Origin of the sequence: Streptomyces sp. NPDC001508, from assembly GCF_040298665.1 — a bacterium.
GTDB lineage: Bacteria > Actinomycetota > Actinomycetes > Streptomycetales > Streptomycetaceae > Streptomyces.
In genome coordinates, this window is sequence record NZ_JBEPAP010000003.1 from 286,329 (window position 1) to 307,311 (window position 20,983).

21 protein-coding genes, 1 tRNA gene and 2 pseudogenes are annotated in these 20,983 nt (G+C 69.3%); 10 read left to right on the forward strand and 14 right to left on the reverse strand.

What is annotated here, in order from left to right; translation table 11 throughout:
- Window positions 1-302: 302 nt before the first annotated feature.
- Together ABT245_RS05340 and ABT245_RS05345 are read right to left on the reverse strand one after the other, a co-directional pair.
- Window positions 303-461, reverse strand: a pseudogene (locus ABT245_RS05340) (transposase); the annotation flags it as partial.
- A 94-nt stretch (window positions 462-555) separates the two neighbouring features.
- Window positions 556-1,209 carry a hypothetical protein gene (locus tag ABT245_RS05345; RefSeq protein WP_351728812.1) on the reverse strand — a complete coding sequence of 218 codons (654 nt, stop codon included), beginning with the start codon at window positions 1,207-1,209 and terminating at the stop codon, window positions 556-558.
- A gap of 226 nt (window positions 1,210-1,435) precedes the next feature.
- Between ABT245_RS05345 and ABT245_RS05350 the strand changes: the two genes are divergently transcribed.
- Genes ABT245_RS05350 through ABT245_RS05360 form a run of 3 tightly spaced genes read left to right on the forward strand, consistent with a single transcriptional unit; the run spans window position 1,436 to window position 2,999 of the window.
- The gene (locus ABT245_RS05350; RefSeq protein ID WP_351728814.1) at window positions 1,436-1,663 is read left to right on the forward strand and encodes a hypothetical protein; all 228 of its coding nucleotides are present in this window, start codon (window positions 1,436-1,438) and stop codon (window positions 1,661-1,663) included.
- Window positions 1,664-1,706: 43 nt separating this feature from the next.
- The gene (locus ABT245_RS05355; protein WP_502982069.1) at window positions 1,707-2,150 is read left to right on the forward strand and encodes a DUF6879 family protein; all 444 of its coding nucleotides are present in this window, start codon (window positions 1,707-1,709) and stop codon (window positions 2,148-2,150) included.
- A gap of 3 nt (window positions 2,151-2,153) precedes the next feature.
- The gene (locus ABT245_RS05360) at window positions 2,154-2,999 is read left to right on the forward strand and encodes a helix-turn-helix domain-containing protein (protein ID WP_351728819.1); all 846 of its coding nucleotides are present in this window, start codon (window positions 2,154-2,156) and stop codon (window positions 2,997-2,999) included.
- A 787-nt stretch (window positions 3,000-3,786) separates the two neighbouring features.
- On the opposite strand, the gene ABT245_RS05365 is transcribed toward ABT245_RS05360, so the two are convergent.
- The 3 genes and pseudogenes from ABT245_RS05365 to ABT245_RS05375 all read right to left on the reverse strand — a co-directional run bounded on the left by ABT245_RS05365 (window position 3,787) and on the right by ABT245_RS05375 (window position 5,590).
- A complete protein-coding gene (locus ABT245_RS05365; RefSeq protein WP_351728821.1) occupies window positions 3,787-4,047 on the reverse strand; it encodes a hypothetical protein in 261 nt (86 codons plus the stop codon).
- A 185-nt stretch (window positions 4,048-4,232) separates the two neighbouring features.
- Window positions 4,233-4,880: pseudogene (locus ABT245_RS05370) on the reverse strand (DUF7800 domain-containing protein); the annotation flags it as partial.
- A 65-nt stretch (window positions 4,881-4,945) separates the two neighbouring features.
- A complete protein-coding gene (locus ABT245_RS05375; RefSeq protein ID WP_351728823.1) occupies window positions 4,946-5,590 on the reverse strand; it encodes an HNH endonuclease family protein in 645 nt (214 codons plus the stop codon).
- A gap of 442 nt (window positions 5,591-6,032) precedes the next feature.
- Between ABT245_RS05375 and ABT245_RS05380 the strand changes: the two genes are divergently transcribed.
- The gene (locus tag ABT245_RS05380) at window positions 6,033-8,219 is read left to right on the forward strand and encodes a GDSL-type esterase/lipase family protein (protein WP_351728826.1); all 2,187 of its coding nucleotides are present in this window, start codon (window positions 6,033-6,035) and stop codon (window positions 8,217-8,219) included.
- Between the two features lie 160 nt (window positions 8,220-8,379).
- Here ABT245_RS05380 and ABT245_RS05385 read toward each other — a convergent pair whose 3' ends face one another.
- Both ABT245_RS05385 and ABT245_RS05390 read right to left on the reverse strand, forming a co-directional pair.
- Entirely contained in the window at window positions 8,380-8,589 is a 210-nt protein-coding gene (locus ABT245_RS05385; RefSeq protein WP_351728828.1) for a hypothetical protein, read from the reverse strand.
- Between the two features lie 538 nt (window positions 8,590-9,127).
- Entirely contained in the window at window positions 9,128-10,021 is an 894-nt protein-coding gene (locus ABT245_RS05390; RefSeq protein WP_351728831.1) for an NADP-dependent oxidoreductase, read from the reverse strand.
- Between the two features lie 70 nt (window positions 10,022-10,091).
- Between ABT245_RS05390 and ABT245_RS05395 the strand changes: the two genes are divergently transcribed.
- Together ABT245_RS05395 and ABT245_RS05400 are read left to right on the forward strand one after the other, a co-directional pair.
- Window positions 10,092-10,700 (forward strand): TetR/AcrR family transcriptional regulator, encoded by a 609-nt coding sequence (locus ABT245_RS05395; protein WP_351728833.1) that lies wholly within the window; start codon window positions 10,092-10,094, stop codon window positions 10,698-10,700.
- Between the two features lie 268 nt (window positions 10,701-10,968).
- Window positions 10,969-11,625, forward strand: a complete 657-nt coding sequence (locus tag ABT245_RS05400) for an HAD family hydrolase (protein ID WP_351728836.1) — start codon at window positions 10,969-10,971, stop codon at window positions 11,623-11,625.
- A gap of 189 nt (window positions 11,626-11,814) precedes the next feature.
- On the opposite strand, the gene ABT245_RS05405 is transcribed toward ABT245_RS05400, so the two are convergent.
- The 4 genes from ABT245_RS05405 to ABT245_RS05420 all read right to left on the reverse strand — a co-directional run bounded on the left by ABT245_RS05405 (window position 11,815) and on the right by ABT245_RS05420 (window position 12,892).
- Window positions 11,815-12,003: a hypothetical protein gene (locus tag ABT245_RS05405; RefSeq protein WP_351729009.1), complete on the reverse strand. Its 189-nt coding sequence runs from the start codon at window positions 12,001-12,003 to the stop codon at window positions 11,815-11,817.
- Between the two features lie 114 nt (window positions 12,004-12,117).
- Window positions 12,118-12,333, reverse strand: coding sequence for a hypothetical protein (locus ABT245_RS05410; protein ID WP_351728839.1), 216 nt, complete (start codon window positions 12,331-12,333; stop codon window positions 12,118-12,120).
- 107 nt (window positions 12,334-12,440) lie between these two features.
- The gene (locus ABT245_RS05415; protein ID WP_351728841.1) at window positions 12,441-12,680 is read right to left on the reverse strand and encodes a hypothetical protein; all 240 of its coding nucleotides are present in this window, start codon (window positions 12,678-12,680) and stop codon (window positions 12,441-12,443) included.
- 140 nt (window positions 12,681-12,820) lie between these two features.
- Window positions 12,821-12,892: transfer RNA gene (locus ABT245_RS05420), tRNA-Val, on the reverse strand.
- Window positions 12,893-13,055: 163 nt separating this feature from the next.
- On the opposite strand from ABT245_RS05420, the gene ABT245_RS05425 reads away from it, so the two are divergent.
- The 4 genes from ABT245_RS05425 (at window position 13,056) to ABT245_RS05440 (ending at window position 16,219) form a co-directional block, all read left to right on the forward strand.
- Window positions 13,056-13,826, forward strand: a complete 771-nt coding sequence (locus tag ABT245_RS05425) for a DUF4097 family beta strand repeat-containing protein (RefSeq protein WP_351728844.1) — start codon at window positions 13,056-13,058, stop codon at window positions 13,824-13,826.
- 74 nt (window positions 13,827-13,900) lie between these two features.
- A complete protein-coding gene (locus ABT245_RS05430) occupies window positions 13,901-15,292 on the forward strand; it encodes a coiled-coil domain-containing protein (RefSeq protein ID WP_351728847.1) in 1,392 nt (463 codons plus the stop codon).
- A 79-nt stretch (window positions 15,293-15,371) separates the two neighbouring features.
- Window positions 15,372-15,923: a DUF4383 domain-containing protein gene (locus tag ABT245_RS05435; RefSeq protein WP_351728849.1), complete on the forward strand. Its 552-nt coding sequence runs from the start codon at window positions 15,372-15,374 to the stop codon at window positions 15,921-15,923.
- 74 nt (window positions 15,924-15,997) lie between these two features.
- A complete protein-coding gene (locus ABT245_RS05440) occupies window positions 15,998-16,219 on the forward strand; it encodes an FmdB family zinc ribbon protein (RefSeq protein ID WP_351728852.1) in 222 nt (73 codons plus the stop codon).
- A gap of 111 nt (window positions 16,220-16,330) precedes the next feature.
- Here the strand turns inward: ABT245_RS05440 and ABT245_RS05445 are convergent, their stop codons facing one another.
- From ABT245_RS05445 to ABT245_RS05455, 3 genes are read right to left on the reverse strand one after another with little or no spacing between them, the layout of a single operon-like run.
- Window positions 16,331-17,140, reverse strand: a complete 810-nt coding sequence (locus tag ABT245_RS05445) for an HAD family hydrolase (protein WP_351728855.1) — start codon at window positions 17,138-17,140, stop codon at window positions 16,331-16,333.
- On the reverse strand, window positions 17,140-19,644 hold the full coding sequence (locus ABT245_RS05450; RefSeq protein WP_351728858.1) for a phosphoribosyltransferase: 2,505 nt from the start codon (window positions 19,642-19,644) through the stop codon (window positions 17,140-17,142). The genes ABT245_RS05445 and ABT245_RS05450 overlap by 1 nt, the downstream gene beginning before the upstream one ends.
- A 30-nt stretch (window positions 19,645-19,674) precedes the next feature.
- A complete protein-coding gene (locus ABT245_RS05455; protein ID WP_351728861.1) occupies window positions 19,675-20,841 on the reverse strand; it encodes an HpcH/HpaI aldolase/citrate lyase family protein in 1,167 nt (388 codons plus the stop codon).
- Window positions 20,842-20,983: the final 142 nt, after the last annotated feature.

A 20,983-nucleotide genomic window follows, 5' to 3' on the forward strand; every position in this document is an offset into this window, starting at 1 on the left:
CGACGGAAAGGGACGCCGCCCGGCTTACTGTTCTATGCGCTGCCGGAGCCGTGCCGAGTACCTGCGCAAGAGGAGCGGAAAGGGCTCCAGGGGCTAACAGCGAGGAACGGCGGTTATCTCAATTCGCCACCATCAGAGAAGTTGATCAAGTCTCTGAACTGGGTAAATGGTGAAGGTGGTGAAGTGGTAGTCAATTTCAATACACCTATAGAAAACCTATAGGGATACCAACTTTAAGGGTTGTCCCGTAAATGATCTCCGAGTTGCCTCGGGCGTGGTGGGCCGTGGTGGGGGCCGCTCGTCTATCCGGCGAGGGCGAGGTTGTGCATCCGGGCGATGCCGAGCATGGCGTGGTGGACGCCGTCACCCTTGAGGCGGCAGTCGCGGAGGATCTTCCAGGTCTTCATGCGCGCGAAGACGTGCTCGACGCGGGCGCGGACCTGCTTGTGGGACTTGTTGTGCGAGGGCTCAACCCGGTGAACGGGAGTATCCAGGACGGCTCCGACGCCGTGATCACACCAGCCACACCAAGATCATCTCACCCGCGACCAGCAGTTACGGGACAACCCTTAGTATCTCGTTTGCTTGTTGCAAGGTCATATGTCCAATGCGATATAGGATGCCGCTAATTAGCAGGCCGAAAACGAACCAAGGTGACCACTGAACCGTTAGGGATACCCAAACCAAGACCGAGATGATGGCCACGTTGAATCGAAATTCAGATTCCGATTCAAGTCGGTCGTACTCTACGTAAACATCGAGATGGTTAGCGATGAGACGCATCCTGATGCGATTGAATTCGCTCTGAATGTTCATGGCCAGTTCGGTCACTTCGTCCTGACTAGGCTCCTGGGTGCGGCGCGGATTGACCTTTTTTAAGAAGTCGTTCGCGAAGGTTATTAGTTGAACGCGAGATTCCATGGAAATGGGCCATATGCGTTTCGAGGCAAGCCGACTCATTTCGATTACTCGTTCTGGCGCAAGTCTTAGAATCTCACCTATCAAGTAAATCACGACTGCCAGGACTGCTGTAACTATTGGGCGCCCCGCTAGCTCGCCTAGCGAATAGAGTCGATGCGTGAAGCCGCTGGCCTCACGCTCGTTCGGTACAAACTGGCCGAAGAGCGTCCAGAAATTGAACGCGACCAGCGCGCCGATAGCAAATGGTGTTCGGAAGTGGCGAAATCCCGGCAGCACACTCGTAAGCATGAGGAAATTATGCACCGGCTGAACATCACTCAATGGGCACTTTGGACAAGTGAAGCCGCAGTTCTCTGGGGTGACCTGCCCCAACTGTTCGCCGGTGCGGGCCTCTACGATTCTGACGCTCCGTCAGGCGAGTCTCCGTGCAAGTTCGTGCAAGTTGCTGGCGCCGTGGGGTGATCCGGCGCAAGCTCAGTCATGTTGATCGTCACCGACGGTACGGGAGGACACCATGGCGCTGATCCGCTTGGGCAAGGACCCTGAGAGCCCCAACAACGGCTCTCCGACTGTGTACTTGGACGACGAGACCGGGCACTACATCCTGCAAGGCTGGAAGGTCACGGACCCTGAGCGGCTGGCACAGATGAACATCCCTGACCATGAAACCGTGATCGAGTTCCCCAGGCGCATGATGCAGTTCTTCCCGGAGGTGACTGGTGGCGACGGAGCCAACGTTTGAGGATCTGTTCCGCTCCGCTCAGCACAGCGCGTACCACCTTGAGATGAGGGATGCGTACGCGCTTGATGACGACTACCAGGAGTGGGCAGCGGGGAACCGTTTCGACCCGGCCGAGCGCTGGCCGTGGTGGATCGATCTCGTCTCCGCCTCTGTTGCCCGTGGTGTCACCGTGCACCGTGCGCGCATCGTCTCTGAACCCATTTCCGAGTACGCGCGCTATGAGTACGACCTGACCAGCGGCCACAACGTCAAGGCCGGTGAAGTCGTGCGCTGGCTGCCCCGTCGGCAAGCATCCGGTCTGGCGCTGCCGGGCAATGACTTCTGGCTCTTTGACGGCACGTCTGTGCTGTTCAACCACTTCGCTGGCGACGGAACCATGACCGGCGAGGAATTGGTCAGTGACCCTGCCGTGGTGGAGCTGTGCGCGTCCGCATTCGCCGCTGTGTGGGAGCGGGCAACCCCGCATGAGGAGTACCGGCCGGTCTGACACGTGACTTCCTCGTCCAGCATTCAGCAAGCCCGAGAGGCCCTAGGCAAGCGTCTACGTGAGATCCGGAAAGACTCCGGCCTTACAGCGCGCGAGTTGGCCTCTCGGGCTGGCTGGCATGAGAGCAAGTGCAGCCGAATTGAGAACGGGCGCACCACGCCCTCAGATGAAGACCTGAGCGTCTACACGCAGCACTGCGGCGCTGAAGACCAGACGGCTGATTTGGTCGCCACAGTGCGGAACATCGAGGGTGCCTACGTCGAGTGGCGACGCATGGAGCGCTCCGGGTTGCGCCGGGCCCAAGAGTCGGTAATTCCGCTGTGGGAGCGTACGCGACACTTCCGCGCCTACTCGTCTTGGCTGATTCCCGGGCCACTCCAGACGCGTGCGTACATTGAGGCGCTGCTGACGTCGATTCGCGATCGGCGCTCTCTGCCCGATGACCTTGACGCCGCCGTTCAGGTGCGCGTCGACAAACAGCGTGTCCTGTACGAGGGGGCGCGCCGTTTCGCTGTGATCCTTGAGGAAAGCGTGCTCCGGCATCGCATCGGCGGGGATGACACGATGGCCGGACAGCTTGGGCACCTGCTTTCGCTGGCGACCTTGCCCAATGTCAGCTTGGGTGTTGTCCCGCTCAGCGCTGATCGTTCGGCACTGTGGCCGGTCGAAGATTTCTGGATCTTCGATGACGGGCAAGTCAACGTAGAGTTGGTTTCTGCCTTTCTGACGATCACTCAGCCTCATGAAGTCAGCATGTATGCGCAAACCTTCGCGGATCTTGCCGAGTTGGCTGTCTACGGCGCCCCTGCCCGCTCGCTGATCACGGCGGCAATCGACTCTGTTGGGTGAATGAGCGCAAGTCCGTGCAAGTTCGTTGAGGCTGTCCCTCCGCCATTCCTAGCGTGATTTCCATCGGACCACGTGAGGGGACGGCGAGGATGCCCACCAAGACGCAGGAGCCTGACACCGACGCGCGACAGGTTGAGTACACGACGTACGCGCCGAAGGGGGAGACGTGCCCCGACTGCAAGAAACCGATCAAGACGCTTGAGCCATGCCGTCGGATCACGCAGGAGCGATCGTCAGCGGGTCCGGCTGTTCGGTATCGGCATGTGGAGTGCCCCGAATGACCTCCCCGGCAAAGCGCGTCAGCGTTCGTGTGAGCGCCTTGACCGAACCTGAGCTAGTCAGCCTGCCTGAGGACGGCAACGGGCGGTCTGAGGGTGACTGGTGGGAGCAGTACGGCGGGCGGCTGGATCTCGCGTCTGGCGTCATAGCCTTTCCGCCCAATTCGCTGCCCCCATGCCGTCCGGGTTGCTCGCTGTGCCAGAGAGGGGGCCGGAATGCTGCTCCTTGATCTTCGAACCCCTCGCGCTGGCCGAGTGGACCCCGAGACTTGCCCCGTGTGTTTCTCGCTGCGAACAGACCTGAGCGAGTCAGTCAGTACCGGCAATGCGAATGCCGCTCGGGCCGTCGTACTCGGCATGCACGCGCACATGATCTATGGCCACCCGGATGACCCTCGCAACAAGACTCCGGCACGCTGAGGACGGCAATCAAAGCTCAGCGTGTCGGCTGCCCCGTCCATGCGTTGCTCCCCCGTAGCGCATGGGCGGGGCTTTTGCCTGCCCGGCGTTCAGCGCTGAGTCAGAGCCGCGCGCAATGCTTCTTCCAGTGCCCTTGCGGCAGGGGAGTTGAGACGTTCCCCGCGCATGTCCGCCACGCTGGCAACGTCCCTGACTGCACCCGCCAACTTCGCCACCAAGCGGCAGAGTTCATCCCGTGAGATTTCTGGACGCTGGGACATGGTCAGCGCGTAAGCAGCATCGTTGCGCGCCGTGTTGACGACGAGGTTTTCCGTCCGGTCCGTAATGCGCTCAGCGATAAGCTCAGTCATGCCGACTCCCAATCAGTCGGTAAGCCCCGGTAAGGAAGCCATCACCCTTCCTGCCGGGGCGCTTTTGTGATCTCACCAGGCTACGGGGGCAGGCGCGTCCGTTGGGGTGCCTCTTTCGCTGGTCCGGGGGTGCTTCCTGGTGCTGATTCGCTGCGCTGACCAGGGCGTTTGTGCTAGAACTGGAAGTCCACTGCCTTCGGATCGTCGAAGATCATGCAACTGGGCACGGTGGACAGCAGCCAGCGCACCTCGGGGTGCAGCCAGGACTCGTAGTAGAGCCAGGTGTACTCCTCGTAGTCCGCGACCTCGGCGCCCGGAGGTTCGCTCAGGTCGCGGCGGGCGGCGAGGCGGCGCCGGATCGCTCCTGAGGTCTCGTCGGCGTACACCTGGTCGCCCAACAGCAGCAGCACATCGGGGCGTTCGCCGTCCGGGTCGGCGGCCAGCCGGGCGGCGAGCGAGTCCAGCGCGTCGGGGCCGACCGGGTCGCGCTCGCCGACGGGGGGTGCGGCCCAGCGGCAGGAACCGAAGGCGATGCGCACGGTGTCGTCGGCGGCGGGCGTGCGGATCACGGACGGCGGGAAGGGCGAGTCGGGCAGCGGCCATACGCGCGTGTCGTCCAGGAACACCTCGTACGCCGTCGAGGTGTCCGGCGTGAGCCCGGTCACCGGGATGAGGGCGTAGTGATGGCCGGCCACCTGGAAGGTGCGGGCCGTGCCGCCCGCGCCGTCGGCGCAGCGCACCTCGGCGGCGCACGGCCGGCTCGCCTCGACCCAGACGGTCGCGGTCCTGCCGTCGGCGTACCTCAGCAGTGGTCCCAGGCGCAGTTCGGCCACGATCACCCTCCTCCGTCGTCCCGTACGGTACGGAACGACGGAGGCGGGCGGGGCGGTTCCGGAGATCAGCAGCCGCTGAGGTAGCCGGTGAGGGCGCTCTTCTCGGCGGAGTCGACGGAGAGGTTGTAGTAGTACTTCACCTGGACCCAGGCGCGGACGTAGGTGCACTGGTAGGCCGTGCGGGACGGCATCCACTCGGCCGGGTCCTGGTCGCCCTTCGCCTGGTTCACATTGTCGGTGACGGCGATGAGCTGCGGACGGGTCAGGTCGTTGGCGAACGCCTGGCGCTGGGCGGTGGTCCAGGTGCCGGCGCCGGAGTCCCAGGCCTCCGCGAGCGGGACGACGTGGTCGATGTCGAGGTCGGAGGCGGCGCTCCAGGTGGCGCCGTCGTACGGGGAGTACCAGCTGCCGCTGGTGGCGGCGCAGGAGGAGTCGGTGACGACGTTCGAGCCGTCGCGCTTGAGGACCGTCTCGCGGGTGTTGCAGGCGCCGCTGATGGTGATCCAGTGGGGGAAGAGGTCGCGGCTGTAGCCGGTGCGGTTCTCCGTGGCGACGGTGAGCTGGGAGAGGTAGCTGCGGGCGGTGGCGCCGCTGACCGGGGTGGGAAGCGCGGCGGAGGCGGTCGGGGAGTTGAAGAGCGCGACGGAGGCTATGAGACCGGTGAGCGCGGCGAGTATGCTGACCCGTCGACGCGCGTAGAACTTGGCCATGCGAACTCCCTTGAGGGGTGCGGGCGTTGGGGGGCGAGCGAGGGAATGCTCGCGGGTCCGCGTTGCGTGGAGGTGTGTGCGCGGTAAGAACTTAGTGACGCGCACATGACACGACAATGTGTGCGACGAGACTTTTCGAAGCGGGGCGCCCGCACCGGAGGGTCTGGCGTGCACAACGGACGCCTCACAAAAGGCCGTTGTCGCCCGGTCCGGCCGGGCTCGACTCGGCCGGGCATGCGATGGCCGGTGGCGGAACGGTTCGTCGAGCACCGGATCGTCGCACCGGCAACGACTTCACAGTTTCTTCGCCTCCATGCCCCCTTGCATGTCAGGTGCATGGCGATACCGTTTCGCGGTGTGCCCGATTGGATCGATCCAAAAAGATCCGTACCGCCGGGCGCCTTCACGTAACGCCCCTAGAGGAGAACAAAAGGAGAACAAGTTGCGCCCCCCACCCTTTCCACCACCACACAGACGCGGCACCCTGCTGGCTCAAGTCGCAGGCACCGTGGTCCTGGCCTCGGCACTGACCGTCCCGGCCGGCACCGCATCCGCCCAACCGTCCCAAGCCCCGACCGGCCTCGGTTCGGGTCCGGCCGCCGCATCTGAACCAAGAGATGTCAAAGTAGACATCGTCGGTGACTCCTACTCCGCGGGCGAGGGGATGATCGGCACCTACTTCAACGCCAATGACCCTCGGCACCGGTCGCCCTACGCGGCCGGGGCGCAGGCGATGCAGCGGGTCGAGGATGCCAACCCGGATGTGAATCTGAACGGCGCCACGGGCGCGTCCTCGGGTGCCGTCTCCAAGGACTTCTTCAAGCCCCAAGCGGCCGATTCGGCCGGGGATCCGGCGGTCAACGGACCGCAGGTGGACCTGGTCCGGCCCGACGCGGATGCCGTGATCGTCGGTTTCGGCGGCAACGACGCCCACTTCGCCGAGGTGCTGACCGATGCCATAACCTCAGGCAGCGGTAAGGCATTCGAGAAGGTACTCAGAGATCTCAAGCCCATGCTCAACTCCGAGCTGAGCGCCCAGGAGTACCGGGACCAGGCGGCGAACTCGGCGCCGGGCCAGGCGCCCACGGTGACCGCGCGACTGCTGCAGGTCTACAAGGCGTTGCAGCAGCGGGCTCCGCACGCCAAGCTGGTGGTGCCGAACTACCCGCTGGCCATCGACCCGAAGGTCAAGGCGCCTTACTACAGCGGCTTCAGCAAGTCCGAACTGGAGCGCGTCCAGGCATTCGGGAAGCAGCTCAACGCCGCGATCGCCAAGGCGGTCGAGGTGTGCGGCTGCGCCGAACTGGCCGACGTCTCCCACGCGATGGACGGGCACGAGGTCTACACCGATGATCCGGGGCTCACCGATCTGGGTGTGATCTTCTCCGGCAGCGTCGGCCAGTGGAGCAAGCACGAGCCGTTCCACCCGAACGCCAAGGGCGGGGCCTTGATGGCCAACGCCATCGCCAAGGCGCTGGCCAAGGCGCTCGGGCTGAAGTCGCCACCGGCACAGGGCGACAAGCTGACGCCGCTCACCAAGCTGCGCGAGTTGGTGCCGGACGTCAATGGTGACGGTGTCGATGACCGCGCTGTCCGGGTCCACAAGAAGCCCAAGAAGTTCAAGCCCAGCCCGCTTGGCTCGGTGCCCATCGGGGCGCCCACGGCTCCGGGCAATGACTCCGCCTCGGGCTCGACACCGGGCAAGGGATCGGTTCCCGGCAAGGGCTCGGTTCCCGGCAAGGGCTCGACTCCGGGCAAGGGCTCCGCCCCGGGTTCGACTCCGGGCAAGGGCTCCACGCCGGGCACGACCCCGGGCAAGGGCTCCACGCCGGGCACGACCCCGGGCAAGGGCTCCACCTCGGGCTCGACTCCGGGCAAGGGCACGACTCCCGGTAAGGGCACGACTCCCGGTAAGGGTTCGGGCACCGGTTCCGCTCCGGCTCCGGCCGCCCCGGCCCCCGCTCCGGCTCCGGCTCCCGCTCCCGCTCCCGCTCCCGCTCCCGCCACCGGCGCCGATTCGGCTCCGGGCAGGGGTGCGGCCATGGGCGCGGCTCCGGCCACCGGCTCCGGCTCGCTTCCGGGCAGGGGCGCGGCCACCGGCGCGGCTCCGGCCACCGGTTCCGGTTCGCTTCCGGGCAGGGGCGCGGCTGACGGCGGCTCTTCGGCCGCCTCGCAGCCCGCGAACACGCCGGGCCCGATCCCCGGCCTCGACCCGAGTGCGGGGCTGCCTACGGTTGGCAGCACCATCAACACGGCACCGGCCCCGCAACCGGCTCCCGCCGCCTGGAGCACCATCCCCGGCAACATGCCCGGCACCGGTTCCCCCAGCGGCACCGGGAGCAGCATCATCGGGAGTTCCGGAGCCTGGAGCAACATCCCCGGCAACATGCCCAACGTAGGGACCGGTTCTCCCGGCAGCAGCGGCATCGGCGGTGGCTACGGCACCGTCAACCCCGGCGCCTACGGCGGTGGCTTCGGGTCCGGCAACCCCAGCAGTTCGGGCGGCGGAACCGGCGTCGGCGGCTCCGGCATCGGATCCAGCCCCGGCGGGGGCAGCCCTGGTAGCTCCGGCAGCCCCGGTGGCTACGGCGGCGGCTCCGGCGCGGGCGGCTGCGGCGCCTGTTCCTAGGCCCCAGCCACTATAAGTAAGCTCGGCCCGGTCACCTCCTGGTGACCGGGCCGGGCGTCTGTCCGGATGAAGGCTCCCCGGCCGGCCCCGCCGAGCGGCGAATTCCGGGCGGGAGAGGAGAAGGGGCAGCCTGTGCGGGCCCGGGCCGCCCCGTTGCCTGTCAGTGCAGTCCGCTGTAGGCGGCCATCACGATCTCCATGCCGCGGTTGTCCTCCTGCCGGTCCCGGTCGATCATCTGGTTCATGACATAGGCCACCGTCATGCGTGAACCGGGGTCGCTCACGACCAGCGAGCCGCCCCAGCCGCCCCAGCCGAAGGTGTTGCCGAACTTGCCGAAACCCGCCGTCCAGCACATCGGGGTGCCCAGCACACGGTCGTCACCGCGGAACACTTCCTGCCACGCGGGCGCCGGGGCGTGAACACCGGCACCTGGACGTTGCCCTCCGCGCGGAAGGCCACCGACGACCCACGGACCAAGATCAGACGCAACCCACAGCGGCTTTCCCGAACGGTCCTTCGCGCGAGCAAGATCACTCACGGCCCGCCAGGCCCCCGCCGATCCCGGATTCGCTCGCATCGTTCGGCCCACCGTCGACGACGTAACCATGACGGCGAAGCCGTGCTGCTACGGCAGACCCGGCGAGCCGCCGGTTCTTCCCCGGCCGCCGCCCAGGACCGCCGGCCCGCCCCGACCACCTGTCCGCGATCCGCCACGAGGCCGGGGTCCAGGCCGCCGCCGCCCGCGGCGCTGACATCCGCCGGCAGCTCCTGAACCGCCCGCCCTCGTCGTCGCGGACGCTCTCGGCCACCATGACGAAACGACCAGCCGCCGCCTGAGGGAGACAGGCGCAGTAGCGGCCCCCGTGTCGTCCTCAGCTCCCGCTTGCGGACGACACGCGGGCCGGCTTTCAGACGACCAGGACCCGGCGTCCGCGCGTGTGACCGGCCTGGCTGTCGACGTGCGCCGCCGCGGCCTCGCCGAGCGTGTACGACTTCTCGACCGGGATATGGAGCTTTCCCCGCGAGATGAGGCCGACGGCCGCGGCGAGCGCTTCCGGCATGCTCCCGGCCACGCCGGAGAACCGGACACCCAGCTCCGGCGCACCGAGATCGGCGATGGAGATCACCTTCTGCGGATCCCCGGTCAGCTCGACCAGCTCGCGGATCACGCCCGAGCCGGCCAGGTCGAGCGCCGCGTCGACATGGCCGAGCCGTCGCACCCGCTCGACCCAGCCGTCGCCGTACGGCGCGGCGAGGGCACCCAGGCTGCACAGATAGTCCTGGTTCGCGGCCCCGGCCGTACCGATCACCGTGATGCCACGGTCGCGGGCGATCTGCAGCACCGCCGATCCGACTCCCCCGGACGCGCCGCTGACCAGCAGCGTCTGCCCGGACCGCACACCGATCTGGCCGAGGATGCGCAGCGCGGTCTCCACCACGGAGGGGTACCCGGCCGCCTCTTCGAACGTCAGCCCCTCGGGCATACGGGCCCAGGCCGACAGCACGGCGAACTCGGCATACGTGCTCGCCCCCTCGCCGAACACATGGTCGCCGACCTCGACCCCTTCGACGCCCTCGCCGACCTCGTCCACCACCCCGGCGGCGTCCTGCCCGACTCCGGCGGGCAACTCGATCGGATGGACCTGCTGGAACTGGCCTTCACGGACCCGCCAGTCGAAGGGGTTCACGCCCGCCGCCCGCACGGCGATACGTATCCGACCGGGCCCCGCGTGGGGTTCCTCGGCGTCTACGAGGTGCAGAACATCCGGACCGCCGAACTCGGCGAAGCTCACTTTCTTCATGCGGCCGACCGTAACACTAACGGTTAGTGTTTAAAAACCGTTCCACCTTTGTATCTGCTAGCGTCAGGGCATGACCGTGCCGTCCGGACGCCGTGAGCGCAAGAAGGCCGCGACCCGCCAGAAGATCGCCGACACCGCCCTGCGGCTCTTCACGGAACGCGGGTACGACGCGGTGGGCATCCGCGAGGTGGCCGCCGAGGCCGACGTGGCCGTCACCACGCTCTTCTCCCACTTCGCCTCGAAAGAGGCCCTGGTGTTCGAGCAGGACCAGGACTTCGAGCAACGCCTCACACAGGCGGTCACCGGCCGGGCACCGCACGACCCGCTCATCCCCGCGCTGCGCCGCGAGATCCACGCCCTGGTGCGGCACTGCACGGCGGACGGCGCCGCCCCGATCTGGCGCATGATCGACGCGTCACCCGCCCTGCGGGAGTACGAGGAGTCGATGAGGCTGCGCCACGCCGAGTCGCTGGCAACGGCCATCGCCGCCGATCCCGGCCTGCCACAGACCACAACGGCCTGCCGGACGATCTCGAGGTTCGCCATCGACGCCTTTTCGCTGGCCCGCGAGGCGGCCGATCCGGAGGCCGCGGTGGACGAGATCTTCCAGATGATCGAAGCGGCCTGGGCCGTCGCCCTCCCCTCCGGATCCGCCGCCACCGGGCCGGCCGGACCGTAGCCCGCCTCCGGGCCGGGTCGGCACCCGTTCTCCAAGGCCGGTCCCCGCGCCTGTCGGGCCCGGGGGTGAGCTGAACGTCGAGTGAACGGTTGACGTGGCGGTGGCGGGATGGGGCCTTCTTTTTGTACCGTGGGGAAACAAAGTGGCTCCCGCCCGTTTTCCCTGACCGGCGGGCGGGGCCGCCTTGTCCCTCCGGGGGCGCAGTTCCTCCGGGGGCCTAACCGATATCCCCGGCGCCCGCCGTCCGTCCGCCGCCTTGGAGCCGCCCATGCCGTCCACCGTCCTCACCGCCCGCGCCCTGCTGCTCGACATGGACGGCACACTCGTCAACTCCGACGCCGTCGTGGAACGCATCTGGCGGCGCTGGGCCGAGCGGCACGGACTGGACGGCGACGAGGTGATGACGGTGGTGCACGGCCGTCAGGGACACGCTTCCATGGCCGTCCTGCTGCCCGACCGGCCCGTCGAGCAGAACCTCGCCGACAACGCCCGCATGCTCGCCGAAGAGACCGCCGACATGGACGGCGTGGTCGAGATCCCCGGCGCGAGCGCCTTCCTACGGGCCCTGCGTGGGCTGCCGCACGCCCTCGTGACCTCCGCCGACGTCCCCCTGTCCACGGCGCGGATGGCCGCCGCGGGGCTGGACCTGCCGGACGTACGCGTCACCGCCGAATCGGTCGGCGCGAGCAAGCCCTCCCCCGAGGGCTTCCTGAAGGGCGCCGCGGAACTCGGCGTCGACCCCGCCGACTGCCTCGTCTTCGAGGACTCCGGAGCGGGCATCACCGCGGGGCGCGCCGCGGGCATGCGGGTCGTGGGCGTGGGCCCACGCGCCGGGAAGCACAAGCCGGACATCGTGGTGCCCGACCTGACCCGAGTACACCCGAGCCGAACCCAGAACGGCACCATCCAACTCCACATCAACTGACACCCCCCCACCGCCGACACAGCCCCCAAAGGGACCCCAAAGGGGCGCGGGGAACGGCGCGACCAACCACGACGACGCCGCACACAACCCACGACAGACCCCACCCCAAAAGGGGCGCGGGGAACGGCGCGACCAACCACGACGGCGCCGCAGACGACCGACGACCCCCCGCGGCCCCCAGCGGAGCGCTCAGGCGTCGCCGCCGCCCGACCGGTTCAGGCCGCGCCGGCGTTTTTCCGAGGCGCGCAGCAACTCGCCCGCGCCGAGCGTCAGGCGCGCCACGACGCGGACCCAGCGCGGCCCCCCGCGCTGCGCCCACACCACACACACGCAGCCGCCGACCACGACCAGCAAGACGCCCACCAGCAGTACGACCATCACGTCCCCCTCCTCCGCACGCGCGCACGACGCCCGTGATCCTCTCGGGCCGCCGACCGGTACCCCGACGAAACCCCTGACGCCGAAAGGGGACGTACAGGTTCCGTCATTCCGTCAGTGCCGCCACACGCCCGGTCCGCCGCCGCGCCACTCGATCAGTGTGGAGCGGACCACGTCCATCTCGTCCCAGCCCTGCAAACCTGCCTGCTGCATGAAGCGGGCGATGTCCTGGAGGCTGAACGCGCGCCCGAGGATCTCCCCGTTCACGCGCACCCGCCGACCGCCTTCCTCGTCGGGCGGGTAGATCACCACGGGTTTCGTGCCGGTCATGTCTCCACACTCTCCCCACGCGCGGGCGAGCGCACAGCGGGCCGCCCACGACGCCCGCGGCCCGCGGACCGGCGACCGGGGAGCGAGGCCGTGGCCGCCTCGGCCGCTCACTCCGCAGGGTCCTCCTCGGCATGCCGCACGGCCCTCTTCACGGCCTGCTCCACCTCGTGCCGGTTGGCCTCGGTCTGCTTGGCGTGCTCGGTGATCGCCGCCTGCGCGGCCTCGGCCGCCGTACGCCAGCGGCGCCACTGTGCGTCGTAGTCGTCGCCGCTGAGCCCGGCGAGCTTCGCCCGCTCTTCCTCGGCGGTGCGTTCCAGTGCGATGAGCCGATCGGGGATGTCTGCCACGTCCACGGATGCTAAGCCGGACCCGACGAAGCCCCGGCCCGACCCGCGAGACGGGGGTCCAGATGGACGCGCCCCGCTCCGCGGACGAAAACAGACACAAAAACGGCCCCCCGGAGCCACCTCCGAAGGACCGTTCACCGTGGGCGCGGACGGTTTCGAACCGCCGACATCCTGCTTGTAAGGCAGGCGCTCTACCCCTGAGCTACGCACCCCGAATGAGTCGACAGCCTACATTGCCGACGGCGGTGCGCCGCAAACCCGTATCGGGGGTTATCCCCACCGCCGATGCGGTAGCGGGCCGGATCGGCGCGGCGGGGGCGGGGGTCTAGCGTCGGGTGAGAACCGCGCCGTCCGGCTCAGGGGGAGTTTCGTCTCATGGTTCGTTCTGCTCATGCCCGTATGGGCGTCGCCGTCGGTGCTGTCGCGGTGGTGGTCGCCGGGGCCGCCGGCTGCGGTGGCTCCGCCGGGGACGACAAGCATCCCGATCACCGGTCCTTCGCACTGCACGGCCGTACCCTCACCGTCGACTCCGACGACTCGGCGCTGGAGATCGTCGCGGTGGACTCGGCCAAGGCGGGCACGGTCGAGGTCACCCGGTGGTTCCAGGGGTCGGTCGTCGTCGGCAGCGACCCGCGGGTGACCTGGTCGATGAAGGACGACCGACTGGTGCTGCGGGTGAAGTGCTCCGGCCTGGTCGCCGACTGCTCGGCCCGGCACCGCATCGAGGTGCCGCGCGGGATCGCCGTCAAGGTGGAGGACGACGACGGCAGCGTACGGGCGCGCGGGTTCAAGGACGCGCTCGACATCCGTACGCACGACGGCTCCGTGCGCGTCACCGACTCCAGCGGCCCGCTCGAACTGCGCAGCGACGACGGCTCCGTACGCGCCGAGGTGTCCTCGCCCACGGTCCGGGCCAGTTCCCACGACGGCTCGGTCCGCCTCCGGCTCCGCGCCGTACCCGATCTGGTGGACGCCCGCACCGACGACGGCTCCGTCACCATCGACCTGCCCCGCGCCACGTACCGGGTGACGACCGGCGCGGACGACGGCTCGGTGGACGTGTCCGTGCCGCGCGACGACGCCAGCGCCCACACGGTCACCGCCCGCACCCGGGACGGGAAGATCACGGTACGAACCGCGAACTGACCGGCCCGTGTGTTCGTCCTCAGTGGGTGGGAGAATGACACCACCGAGGACGCAGCACAGCACGGGAGAGGGATGTGACGGCGACACCGGCGACGACACCATCGCAGCCGTACCCGCCGTTCGCACGGCTCCGGCGCGGCCCCTCGGCCCTCCGGGACACCCTCGCCCTGATGGGCCTGCCCGTGCTCGTCGCCCTCGCGGTGCCCGGCGCGTTCGCCGGCGGCGGCACCCGGCGCTGGTTCGGCGGGCGGGCGGAGAGCCAGCGGGCGCAGGCGCAGGCCGCGAAGGACGCGGCGGCGGCCGCGTTCTACGAGCTGGACACGGCCCAGCGCGACCTGAGGATCTCCATCGAGACGATCACGGCCGTCGACGACTCCCCCGCGGCCTGGCGTGCCGTCTCCGGCTTCGACGCGCTCGGCCGGCGCATCGACGAGGCCAGCCACCGCTATATCGAGGCCGTCGACGCGCATGACCTGGACCGGGACGACCTGGAGGCCTCCGTCGCCTCCCAGGCGCGCGGCGAGCTGACCGCGGCCAAGGAGGAACTGGTCCGGGTCAAGCAGGACCTGGACCGGTTCGGCGACGGACTCGGACCGCTGCTCGGCAAGGCCGAGACCCAGCTGGCCCGGCTCGCGCCCGCCGTGGAACGGGCCCGGCAGGCGCTGCTCGCCGCCTCGAACGCGCTGGACGCCGTCCGTGGCACGGGACTGAAGGCGGACGACCTCGCCGCCCGGCTCGCGGCGCTCTCCCCCGAACTGACCCGGCTGAACCAGGGCGCAGGACAGCACGGGGTGCAGCCGACGCTGGAGCGGGCCGAGCGGGTGGCGCGGGAAGCCGAGGCGATCCGGGTCGAGGCGGAGCGGCTGCCGGAGCAGGCCGCCGAGATCGATCACCGGCTGGTGAGCCTGCGGACCCGGGCGCAGGCCCTGACCACCCGGGCCGGGCAGGTCGACCCGGTGCTGAGCGAGTTGCGCCGCCGGTTCGCGGCGGCCTGCTGGCAGGACCTCCAGCAGGTGCCGGCGCAGGCTGCCGAGAACGTACGGCAGGCCGAGCTGAAGCTGCGCGATGCGCAGACGGCCCGGGACGCGCAGCGCTGGGCGGACGCCATGTCGCTGCTGTCGACCGTGCGGGCGCTGCTGAACACCACGGACGAGGCGGTGTCGGCGGCCGGTGACCGACTGACGCGGCTGAACGCCGTGCAGAAGGATCCACAGCAGGAGATCGAACGGACCCGGTTCGCGATCCGGGACGCGCAACGGCTGGCCATGACGGGCCGTGCCACGCCGGACCCGCGCGACGCCCGGCCGCTGGACGACTCGGTGGCCCGCCTGGAGCGGGCGATCGGCACGCTGGAGGGCCGCCACCCCGACTACTGGCACTTTCTGACCGAGACGGAGGCGGTGCGGCAGACGGTGGCCCGCGTGGTCTCCCGCATCCGCGAGGAGCGCGGCGCCCCAGGTCACTGAGCGACATTTGCCCGGGGGGCGGGGTGGGCGGATATTGGGTGGTACGCATGGCCTCCGCACACGCCCCAGGGAGGCGGAGATGGCCTCACATACGATGCCGCCGGAGACGCGCCGCCGGATCCGGTTCGACGAGCATCTGCCCGTCGACCATCGGCTGAACCTGATCTACCGGATCGGCGCGGGCCTCATGGGCCTGTTCCTGCTGGCCTTCGGCGTCCTCGGCCTGACCGACAACATCGGCTTCTTCAACACCGGCGGGAACACGGCGCTGGGTCTGAACACCAACGGTGCGCTGAGCGTTCTGTCGATCTGCGTCGGGGTGCTGCTGTTCATCGGCATGGTGATCGGCGGGAACTTCGCGTCCACGCTGAACATGACCCTCGGCATCCTGTTCCTGCTCAGCGGATTCCTGAATCTCGCCCTGCTGGACAGTCCATATAATTTCCTCGCGTTCCGCATCCAGAACGTCTTGTTCAGCTTCGTGGTCGGCCTGCTGCTGATGGTGTTCGGCATGTACGGCCGGGTCAGCTCGACCCTGCCCCACGACAACCCGTACTGGCGAGCCCGCCACCCCGAACCACCCACCCGCACCGAAGCCCGCGAACTGGACCAGCGGCACCAGCACCCGTAGGGGCAGCGCCCCAAAAGGGGCTGTATGTCGAACGGTAACTGCCGACGGGCGTCCTCGGCGGATAGCCTGTGCGCATGCCTCGCTACGAGTACCGCTGCCGGAGCTGCGGCGACACCTTCGAACTGAGCCGTCCCATGGCGGAGTCCGCCGCGCCCGCCGTCTGCCCCGCGGGCCACGACGACACGGTGAAGCTGCTGTCTACCGTGGCCGTCGGCGGCTCGGCGTCCGCGCCGGCGCCGGCGCCCCGGTCCGGCGCCGGAGGCGGTGGCTGCTGCGGCGGCGGATGCTGCGGCTAGCCACACCCCCGACCCGAGCCATTCCCCGACCCGAACCGCTCCCCGGCACGAGCCGCTCTCCGGCACGAGCCATCCCCTGACCCGAGCGGAGCGGCAAGGCCGGCATGACCGCTAACCGCGCCGTACCGTGTGCAGGAACTCGCGCAGGATGCGCTCCCCGGCCAGTACCCCCCGCTCCGGCAGGGCGCTGACCGCGGGGGCCGTCCAGCCGGAGTCGGCCAGTTCGCCGTGTCCGGGCTGCCAGCCGCGGTCGGCCACGAGGAGCAGGTCGGCGTCGAGCAGGGAGTCACCGGCGGCCAGCGTCAGCTCGGCACCGGTGCGGCGGGCGATCTCGCGTACGGCCGCGCTCTTGGTCAGCGGCTTCGGTACGGCGTAGATCTTGCGTCCCTGGAGGGAGACCGTCCAGCCCCGGTTCTCGGCCCACACGGCGAGTTCCTTCACCCAGTCCTCGGGCAGCAGCTCGCGCTCGACCACCAGATAGGCGAACAGGTCGTCGGCGATTCGGTGCTTGCGCACCCACGCGGGATCGGCGGTGTCGGCGAGATGCTGTCCGACCTCGTCCAGCGAGGCGCTCTCGGCCGCCAGCCGGCCGCGCACCCGCGCGTGCCAGTCGGGGTCGGACACGCCGTCCACCAGCAGATGCCCGCCGTTGGCGCAGACCGCGTAGGCGGGCGCCGGGCCGGGCAGGTTGATGCGCTGGTACTGCTCGCAGGTCCGGGTGGTGGTCGGCACGAACACGGCCGCGTCACCCAACTCGGCGAGCAGTTGGGCCGCGGTCTCCGTCAGATACGACAGCGGCCTGCTCTCGTACACCTCCACACACAGCAGCCGCGGCGCCCGGGCGTCCGGCATGGTCAGCGCGAGGGCCGCCGCCGAATAGATCAGGGTGCGGTCGAGGTCGCTCGCCACGAGCACCGGCATCAGACGGTCACCGCCCTGCCGTCGGCGCCGGTGGCGCCCCGCGAATACTGGGGATGGATCAAACCCACGCAGCTGTAAGGGAGTTCGTCGACCTCCTCGACGGGTACGCCGCGCTGTTCTGCCAGCAGCCGCACATGGTCCAGGTCGGCGCCCGCGCCGGACCGGGCGAGGATCTTCCACGGCACCCGGCGCAGCAGCACCCGGGTGGTCTCGCCCACACCGGGCTTGACCAGGTTCACATCGTGGATGCCGTACTCCTCGCTGATGCGCTCGACGGCCGCCCAGCCCGCCCAGCTCGGGGTGCGGTCGGCGGCGGCCAGTTCCTTCACGGCGGCGGCCACCGGGTCCGCGACCTCGGAAAAGCGTGCGGAGACGGCGTCCAGGAAGGCCACCGACAGGTCCGCGCCGGCGAGTTCGCGGTAGAACTTCGCGCCGTGGTAGTCGTGCGGTCCGACGAGGTCGGCGCGCAGGACCGTACGCGAGATCAGGCCGGAGACCGTGGAGTTGAGGCAGGCGGACGGGATGAGGAAGTCCTCGCGGGTGCCGTAGGTCCGTACGCATGAGCCGGGGTCGGCCAGCACCGCGATCTCCGGGTCGAAGCCGGTGATGCCCTCGGCTTTCTCGAACTCCCGGATCGCCTCGGCGAGTTCGCGGGTGATGGCGCCCTTGCCGGTCCAGCCGTCGACGAAGACGACGTCCTGGGGGTCGTGGTGGGCGGCCAGCCAGCGCAGCGCGTTCACGTCGATGCCCCGGCCGCGCACGATGGAGACGGCGTAGTGCGGCAGGTCGAGTCCGTGCCGGAACCGGGCCCAGCGGCGCATCAGCACACCGACGGGGGTGCCCGCGCGGGCCAGGGAGACCAGCACGGGGCGCGGGATGGGGGTCCCCCCGCTTGAGCGAAGTCGAGAGTGGGGGAGCTCGGCGATCACCGTCTCGGTGACGACGCCGACCGCCCGCGCCAGCCGTGCGGCGGAGGCGTCGAGGGCCTGGTGGAACAGCTCCTGGTACCGCTCGCTCGGCTGGTACTCCACCGGCAGCGACTCGGCGTAGTGGGCCCCGCCGTTCTGGATGGCCTCCTCGCGCTCCTCGGTCGGCGCCTCCAGGGACACATCCGAGAGGTCCCGGAGCAGCCAGCCGACCTCGTCGGGCGCGTACGAGGAGAAGGCGGGGCCGCGAAGGGGCTCGGACAGCATGGCGGATCTCTCCTCGCAGGAGGCGGGGACGTACAGCGGCTCGGGGACGTACGACGGTACGACGGCGAGCAGGACGTGCGGGCTGTGCTCGCCGAGCCGGGCCAGCAGGCCGTCGGGGGCGTGCAGTTCGGGGGTGTCGGCGACCGAGTCGACGACCGCGACGACGGCGTCGAAGCCGCCGCCCGCCACGTTGTAGGCGTAGCGCTCGCCGGGGCCGTCGGCCGGGTCGTCGTGGGCGGGGAAGACGATGCGGCTGCGTATCGCGTAGCCGGGGTCGTCGACGGCGAGGACGGGCGAGCGGGTGGTGGTGGAGTAGCGGACCTCGGCGGTGACGGCCTGCTCCAGTTCGTGGGCGAGCCGCAGCGGCGCGTACATCAGTTCCTCGAAGCCGAGGACCAGGACGCGCCGGGCGTCGGCGGGCAGTGCTTCGGCGACGCGGGCGGCCATGGCCGGCAGGGCCCGTTCCAGGCGGGCCCGGTGCGCGGGCGTGAAGGCGTGCCGCCCACCGTCGGGCAGCCCGTGCGGCCAGCGCAACTCGATCCGCCCGCTCCGAGCGGGTGTGCCGGGGGCGGTGCCGGCTGTGCCGTCGGGTGCGGTGGGCTCATGGCGGGCGACCAGGGCCCGGCCCTTCTCCAGGACGCCCGCCGGGAGGCGTACCGTGCCCGAGGCGGCGGCGACGAGGTCCACATGGGCGCCGATCTCGTGGGCGAAGTCCGCCAGCCGGGCGGCGTCGGCCGGCGAGCGCATGTCGACCAGGGCGACCACCACATAGCGTGAGCGCGGATAGCGTTCGTGCAGATCACGAATGGTGTTCAGCACCGTGTTCCCGGTGGAGAACTCGTCGTCGACGAGGACCAGCGGGCCGTCGCCGACCAGCAGCGCCGGATCCTCCGGCAGCAGCAGGTGCGAGGTGGCGTGCGAATGGGACTCCTCGAAGCCGCCGGCCCGTGCCACGCCGGGTACCGGGCGGCGCGTGGAGTGCAGATAGGGGGCCAGGTACAGGCCGTCGGCGACCGAGTGGCCGAGTCCGGTGGCGGTCTCCGCGTAACCGAGGACGACCGCGGTGGCGGCCTCCTCGTCGCCCAGCAGCTCACGCACCCGCCGGCCGAGGGCGACCCCGTGGCCGTACACCACGGCCGGCGACTGCGGCACATGCTTGCCGAGCACGTTGGAGACGAGCAGATGCGCCCGCTTGGGGTTGCGGCGCAGCGCGAGCCCGAGCATGTCCGTCAGGCTGTCGTCGCCCGTCAGCTCGATGCCCAGCCGCTCGGCGACCCAGCTGCCGGACCAGACCGTGGGGATGGGATTCATGGGGTTCATGGGTTCCTTGTGCCGCGGCGCTCAGCCGGGAATTCCGGCGGCCAGCAACTCGACGAAGCCGACGTCCTCATGCGCCACGCCGAACATCTCGGCGCGCAGCAGGGTCCGTTCGGCCCAGGCGCGATGCGGCTTCACCTCGTTCATCTTGTTGGTGTACGACGACCGGAGCACGCCCCCGCCGCCCCGGTCCTGGTGCAGGATGTCCTGGGCGTCGCTGAACTCCTCGTGACTGACCACGGACAGGGCGTGCACGGGCAGCACATGGGAAGGGTGGATGCAGGTCTTGCCGAGCAGGCCGTTGGCCTGGTCCAGGGAGATCTCCCGCAGCAGTCCGTCCATCGCGTGCTCGATGAGCCGTTCCCGCAGCTCGACGGCCTGCCCCTCCAGGAAGGGGCTGCGGCGCAGCATCGGCTTGAACATGCGCTCCGGGACCCGGAAGTACTCCCACACCGGTCCGGTGACCGTGAAGCCGGTGCCGTCGGCCCGGCCCAGCATATTGACCACGTCGGCGATCACGGAGGCGACGATCTGGACGTCGTACGCCGTCATGTCGGGCGGCCGGCGCAGTCCGTAGGAGGAGCAGAAGTCGGTCACGCCGAGACGCAGGGCGAGCACCCGGTCGCGGTACTTGTCGACCGCGCGCAGGATGCCCTCCAGGGTCTCCACCCGGGACTCCCGGTACAGCAGTTCGGGTGATTCCAGGACCGGCATGGCGAACAGCCGCCTGCCGCTGGTCGCCTCCGCGCCGGTCAGCGCCTCCAGGAAGGGGATGCCGCGCTCCTCGGTGAACTTCGGCAGGACGAAACCGGACAGCAGCCGGATGCCCGGGCCCATGCGCCGCACCAGGTCGGGGATCTGTTCGGGGTGGCGGACCCGGATGAACAGCAGCGGCAGCCGCGCGCCCCGCCGGGACGCCAGGTCGGCGAACTGCCGGACCAGGTTCTCCTCGCCGGCCACGACGTCCGCGTCGTCGATCGAGTCCTCCAGGCACAGCACCATCGAGACCACACCGAGTCCGGCCTGCTTGACGATGTCGTCGGCCAGCCGCGGCCGGGTGGCCGGGCTGTACAGCGTGGCGCCCAGGCCCGCGGAGAGCTGCCGGGCCGCGGAGTCGGCGGTGAACTCGGACGGCTCCTGATGGAAGAGGCGCCGCCGCACCTCAGGGGCGATGTGCCCGAAATGACGCATTTAACTCCCCCGTGGTGCAAGGTGGGCCTGTGGATTCCGTGTTGGGGTGGCCGGTAATAGTACGTAGGGATCCATGCCCTAGGTTCCCGCCGGGCATGAATTTCAGGTAACTCGACCGTGTCGACCACGGTCACCCCCCGCG

Coding starts and splice junctions, on each gene's coding strand:
- ABT245_RS05345 (WP_351728812.1), bottom strand. CDS start 1,209: ATGCTTACGAGTGTGCTGCCGGGATTTCGCCACTTCCGAACACCATTT.
- ABT245_RS05350 (WP_351728814.1), top strand. CDS start 1,436: ATGGCGCTGATCCGCTTGGGCAAGGACCCTGAGAGCCCCAACAACGGC.
- ABT245_RS05355 (WP_502982069.1), top strand. CDS start 1,707: ATGAGGGATGCGTACGCGCTTGATGACGACTACCAGGAGTGGGCAGCG.
- ABT245_RS05365 (WP_351728821.1), bottom strand. CDS start 4,047: ATGACTGAGCTTATCGCTGAGCGCATTACGGACCGGACGGAAAACCTC.
- ABT245_RS05375 (WP_351728823.1), bottom strand. CDS start 5,590: ATGGCCAAGTTCTACGCGCGTCGACGGGTCAGCATACTCGCCGCGCTC.
- ABT245_RS05390 (WP_351728831.1), bottom strand. CDS start 10,021: ATGAAGAAAGTGAGCTTCGCCGAGTTCGGCGGTCCGGATGTTCTGCAC.
- ABT245_RS05395 (WP_351728833.1), top strand. CDS start 10,092: ATGACCGTGCCGTCCGGACGCCGTGAGCGCAAGAAGGCCGCGACCCGC.
- ABT245_RS05400 (WP_351728836.1), top strand. CDS start 10,969: ATGCCGTCCACCGTCCTCACCGCCCGCGCCCTGCTGCTCGACATGGAC.
- ABT245_RS05405 (WP_351729009.1), bottom strand. CDS start 12,003: ATGGTCGTACTGCTGGTGGGCGTCTTGCTGGTCGTGGTCGGCGGCTGC.
- ABT245_RS05410 (WP_351728839.1), bottom strand. CDS start 12,333: ATGACCGGCACGAAACCCGTGGTGATCTACCCGCCCGACGAGGAAGGC.
- ABT245_RS05425 (WP_351728844.1), top strand. CDS start 13,056: ATGGTTCGTTCTGCTCATGCCCGTATGGGCGTCGCCGTCGGTGCTGTC.
- ABT245_RS05435 (WP_351728849.1), top strand. CDS start 15,372: ATGGCCTCACATACGATGCCGCCGGAGACGCGCCGCCGGATCCGGTTC.
- ABT245_RS05440 (WP_351728852.1), top strand. CDS start 15,998: ATGCCTCGCTACGAGTACCGCTGCCGGAGCTGCGGCGACACCTTCGAA.
- ABT245_RS05445 (WP_351728855.1), bottom strand. CDS start 17,140: ATGCCGGTGCTCGTGGCGAGCGACCTCGACCGCACCCTGATCTATTCG.
- ABT245_RS05450 (WP_351728858.1), bottom strand. CDS start 19,644: ATGAATCCCATCCCCACGGTCTGGTCCGGCAGCTGGGTCGCCGAGCGG.
- ABT245_RS05455 (WP_351728861.1), bottom strand. CDS start 20,841: ATGCGTCATTTCGGGCACATCGCCCCTGAGGTGCGGCGGCGCCTCTTC.